Below are 3901 nucleotides of genomic sequence, written 5' to 3'. Positions count from 1 at the left end.
ACCTGAAGTTCGAAGTCGAACTGATTGCGCCCATCGCGATGGAAGAGAAACTGCGCTTCGCCATCCGCGAAGGCGGCCGCACCGTCGGCGCCGGCGTCGTCTCCAAAATCATCAAGTAAGAAGACGGTTCGATGCAGGCCGGGCGCGAGGCCCGGTCTGCCTCTCAACTTTGCAGCCCCGCAAGAGGCAATGAAATGACTGGTCAAAATATCCGCATCAGGCTGAAGGCCTTCGATTACCGTGTGCTGGACGCCAGCACGCAGGAAATCGTGAACACGGCCAAGCGCACTGGTGCACAGGTCCGCGGCCCGATCCCGCTGCCGAACAAAATCGAGAAATTCACGGTTCTCCGTGGTCCGCACATCGACAAGAAGTCGCGCGACCAGTGGGAAATCCGCACGCATAAGCGTCTTCTCGACATCGTCGATCCGACCCCGCAGACCGTGGACGCGCTGATGAAGCTCGACCTCGCCGCCGGTGTCGACGTCGAAATCAAGCTGAACTGAGGAGGGCACAGACATGTTGCGCTCTGGAGTGATCGCGAAGAAGCTGGGCATGACCCGGCTCTTTCTTGAGGACGGCCGGCAGGTTCCGGTGACTGTTCTGCAACTGGACAACCTGCAGGTCGTGGCGCAGCGCACGGCCGAGAAGGATGGCTATTCGGCCGTTCAGCTCGGTGCCGGCACCGCCAAGGCCAAGCGGACCACCGCCGCCATGCGCGGCCACTTCGCCAAGGCGAATGTGGCACCGAAGCGCAAGATCGCGGAATTCCGGGTTTCCGCCGACAATCTGATCGGCGTGGGCGAGGAAATCACCGCCGATCATTACTTCGAAGGCCAGTTCGTGGATATCGCGGGCACCTCGATCGGTAAGGGTTTCGCCGGTGCGATGAAGCGTCACAACTTCGGCGGTCTGCGCGCCTCGCACGGCGTGTCGATCTCGCATCGTTCGCATGGTTCGACGGGTCAGTGTCAGGATCCCGGCAAGGTCTTCAAAGGCAAGAAGATGGCCGGTCACCTTGGTGCTGTCCGCGTGACCACGCAGAACCTGCAGGTCGTGCGCACCGCCAGCGACCGTGGCCTGATCATGGTCAAGGGTTCGGTTCCCGGCTCCAAGGGTGGTTGGGTGACGATCAAGGACGCGGTGAAAAAGCCGCTGCCGGACAACGTCATTCTGCCCGCCGCTCTGCGTTCGCAGGCCGAGGCTGCCAAGAAGGCCGCTGAGGAAGCTGCTGCTGCCGCCGCCGCCGAGGAAGAAGCCGCACGTCTGGCCGCTGCCGAAGCTGAAGCCGCCGCACAAGAGGCCGCTCTGGCCGCTGCTGCTGAAGGTGAAGCCGATGCCGGTGATGCCGGTGACGCGCCCGAAGGAGAGAAAGAATGAAACTCGATGTGATCAAGCTCGACGCCAAGAAGGCAGGCTCGATCGATCTCTCCGACGAGATCTTCGGGCTGGAGCCGCGCGCCGATATCCTGCACCGCGTCGTGCGCTGGCAGCGTGCCAAGGCACAGGCCGGTACGCATTCGGTGCTGGGCAAGTCCGATGTGTCCTACTCGACCAAGAAGATCTATCGCCAGAAGGGCACCGGCGGCGCACGCCACGGTTCCCGCAAGGCGCCGACCTTCCGTCACGGTGGGACCTATAAGGGCCCGACCCCGCGCAGCCACGCCCATGACCTCCCGAAGAAGTTCCGGGCGCTCGGTCTGAAGCACGCGCTGTCGGCCAAAGCCGGTGCCGGTCAGCTCATCATCATCGACAGCCTCGACATGAAGGACGCCAAGACCGCGGCCCTCGCTAAAACGGCGAAGGAACTCGGCTGGAAGAAAGTCCTGATCATCGACGGTTCCGATGTGAATGAGAACTTCGCCCGTGCCGTCGCGAACATCCAGGGCATCGATGTGCTGCCTTCGATGGGCGCAAATGTCTATGACATCCTCAAGCGTGAGACGCTCGTTCTCACCAAAGCGGGTGTCGAAGCTCTGGAGGCTCGTCTGAAATGAGCGTGAAACCGGAACATTACGACGTGATCGTCAAGCCGATCATTACCGAAAAGGCGACCATGGCCTCCGAGGCCGGCGCGGTTGTCTTCCAGGTGGCGAATACCGCGACCAAACCGCAGATCAAGGAAGCGGTCGAGGCGGTCTTTGGCGTGAAGGTGAAGGCGGTGAACACCACCATCACCAAAGGCAAGACCAAGCGCTTCCGCGGCCAGCTCGGCCGTCGCAGCGACGTGAAGAAAGCCTATGTCACCCTCGAAGAGGGCAACACTATCGACGTCTCTTCGGGGCTCTGATAGAAGGCGCCGAATCTTGCGGCCCCGGTCACCGGGGCCGCTTGTTTTTCCAACCGGGGACCTTCGGGGCCCTTCACACAACGGACCGACAGGTCCAAAGCTACGGAAGACAGAAGCATGGCACTCAAGTCGTATAAGCCGACGACGCCGGGCCAGCGTGGGCTGGTACTGATCGACCGTTCGGAGCTTTGGAAAGGTCGCCCGGTCAAGGCCCTCACCGAGGGTCTGACCAAAACGGGCGGCCGGAACAATACCGGGCGTGTTACGGCATGGCACAAAGGTGGTGGGGCAAAGCGCCTTTACCGCATCGTTGATTTCAAGCGTCGCAAGTTCGACGTTCCGGCGACCGTGGAACGGATCGAATACGACCCGAACCGCACCGCCTTCATCGCGCTGGTCAAGTATGAGGATGGCGAACAGGCCTATATCCTGGCCCCCCAGCGTCTGGCCGTTGGCGACAAGGTGGTCGCCGGTGCCAAGACCGACGTGAAGCCCGGCAACGCGATGCCGTTTTCGGGCATGCCGATCGGTACGATCGTCCACAACGTCGAGATGAAGCCGGGCAAGGGCGGCCAGATCGCGCGCGCTGCGGGCACCTATGCCCAGTTCGTCGGCCGTGACGGTGGCTACGCCCAGATCCGCCTTTCCTCGGGCGAACTGCGCATGGTGCGTCAGGAATGCATGGCGACGGTCGGTGCGGTCTCGAACTCGGACCACTCCAACCAGAACCTCGGCAAGGCCGGCCGCAAGCGGCATATGGGCGTTCGCCCGACCGTTCGCGGTGTTGCGATGAACCCGATCGATCACCCGCATGGTGGTGGTGAAGGCCGGACCTCGGGCGGCCGTCATCCGGTTACGCCTTGGGGCAAGGGCACCAAGGGCAACCGCACCCGGTCGAACAAAAAGACGGACAAGTACATCGTCCGTTCGCGCCACGCGAAGAAAGGGCGTTAATCAATGTCTCGTTCTGTATGGAAAGGCCCGTTCGTCGATTCCTACCTTCTGAAGAAGGCGGAAAAGGCGCAAGCCTCGGGCAAGTCGGAAGTGATCAAGATCTGGTCGCGCCGCTCCACCATCCTGCCGCAATTTGTCGGCCTCACCTTTGGCGTCTATAACGGCCAGAAGCATATCCCGGTCAACGTGACCGAAGAGATGATCGGCCAGAAGTTCGGTGAATACTCGCCGACGCGGACCTATTACGGTCACGCCGCCGATAAAAAAGCCAAGAGGAAATAAGCCATGAGCAAGGAAAAGAATCCGCGCCGCGTGGCCGATAACGAAGCGATGGCCAAGTCCAAGATGCTTCGCACAAGCCCTCAGAAGCTGAATCTCGTCGCCGCGATGATCCGTGGCAAGAAGGTCGAAAAGGCGCTTGCCGATCTGACCTTCTCGAAAAAGCGGATCGCCGATGATGTGCGCAAATGCCTGCAGTCGGCCATTGCCAATGCCGAGAACAACCACGGTCTTGACGTCGACGCGCTTGTCGTCGCCGAAGCCTGGGTCGGCAAGAACCTGGTGATGAAGCGCGGCCGTCCGCGTGCCCGTGGCCGGTTCGGCAAGATCATGAAGCCGTTCTCTGAAATCACGATCAAGGTCCGTCAAGCCGGGGAG

Annotated in this window: 8 protein-coding genes; all 8 read left to right on the top strand. The window is 61.5% G+C overall.

The features are described 5' to 3' along the window. Positions 1-119, top strand: a 119-nt coding sequence (locus tag WBB85_RS21295) for a hypothetical protein (RefSeq protein WP_432640581.1), incomplete at its 5' end; no start/stop codon positions are given. 75 nt (positions 120-194) lie between these two features. Next, complete coding sequence (rpsJ, locus tag WBB85_RS21290) at positions 195-506, top strand: 30S ribosomal protein S10 (RefSeq protein ID WP_104070856.1); 312 nt, start codon at positions 195-197, stop codon at positions 504-506. A 13-nt stretch (positions 507-519) separates the two neighbouring features. Continuing rightward, complete coding sequence (rplC, locus tag WBB85_RS21285) at positions 520-1380, top strand: 50S ribosomal protein L3 (RefSeq protein ID WP_432640580.1); 861 nt, start codon at positions 520-522, stop codon at positions 1378-1380. Then, complete coding sequence (gene rplD / locus WBB85_RS21280; protein WP_432640579.1) at positions 1377-1997, top strand: 50S ribosomal protein L4; 621 nt, start codon at positions 1377-1379, stop codon at positions 1995-1997. The genes rplC and rplD overlap by 4 nt, the downstream gene beginning before the upstream one ends. Further along, entirely contained in the window at positions 1994-2290 is a 297-nt protein-coding gene (locus WBB85_RS21275) for a 50S ribosomal protein L23 (protein WP_432640578.1), read from the top strand. The genes rplD and WBB85_RS21275 overlap by 4 nt, the downstream gene beginning before the upstream one ends. Before the next feature lie 117 nt (positions 2291-2407). Continuing rightward, the gene (rplB, locus tag WBB85_RS21270; RefSeq protein ID WP_432640577.1) at positions 2408-3244 is read left to right on the top strand and encodes a 50S ribosomal protein L2; all 837 of its coding nucleotides are present in this window, start codon (positions 2408-2410) and stop codon (positions 3242-3244) included. A 3-nt stretch (positions 3245-3247) separates the two neighbouring features. Continuing rightward, entirely contained in the window at positions 3248-3526 is a 279-nt protein-coding gene (rpsS, locus tag WBB85_RS21265; protein WP_263739244.1) for a 30S ribosomal protein S19, read from the top strand. A 3-nt stretch (positions 3527-3529) separates the two neighbouring features. Next, positions 3530-3901: 50S ribosomal protein L22 (gene rplV, locus WBB85_RS21260; RefSeq protein ID WP_432640576.1), on the top strand; the 372-nt coding region annotated here is incomplete at its 3' end.

Source organism: Albidovulum sp. (assembly GCF_049646345.1).
Taxonomy (GTDB): Bacteria; Pseudomonadota; Alphaproteobacteria; order Rhodobacterales; family Rhodobacteraceae; genus Albidovulum.
The sequence above is the reverse complement of the archived record's forward strand: the minus strand, read 5'-3'. Positions and strand labels throughout refer to the sequence as shown.

Excerpts from the sequence above, each read along its gene's own strand:
- rpsJ (WP_104070856.1), top strand. The coding sequence starts at position 195 with ATGACTGGTCAAAATATCCGCATCAGGCTGAAGGCCTTCGATTACCGT.
- rplC (WP_432640580.1), top strand. The coding sequence starts at position 520 with ATGTTGCGCTCTGGAGTGATCGCGAAGAAGCTGGGCATGACCCGGCTC.
- rplD (WP_432640579.1), top strand. The coding sequence starts at position 1,377 with ATGAAACTCGATGTGATCAAGCTCGACGCCAAGAAGGCAGGCTCGATC.
- WBB85_RS21275 (WP_432640578.1), top strand. The coding sequence starts at position 1,994 with ATGAGCGTGAAACCGGAACATTACGACGTGATCGTCAAGCCGATCATT.
- rplB (WP_432640577.1), top strand. The coding sequence starts at position 2,408 with ATGGCACTCAAGTCGTATAAGCCGACGACGCCGGGCCAGCGTGGGCTG.
- rpsS (WP_263739244.1), top strand. The coding sequence starts at position 3,248 with ATGTCTCGTTCTGTATGGAAAGGCCCGTTCGTCGATTCCTACCTTCTG.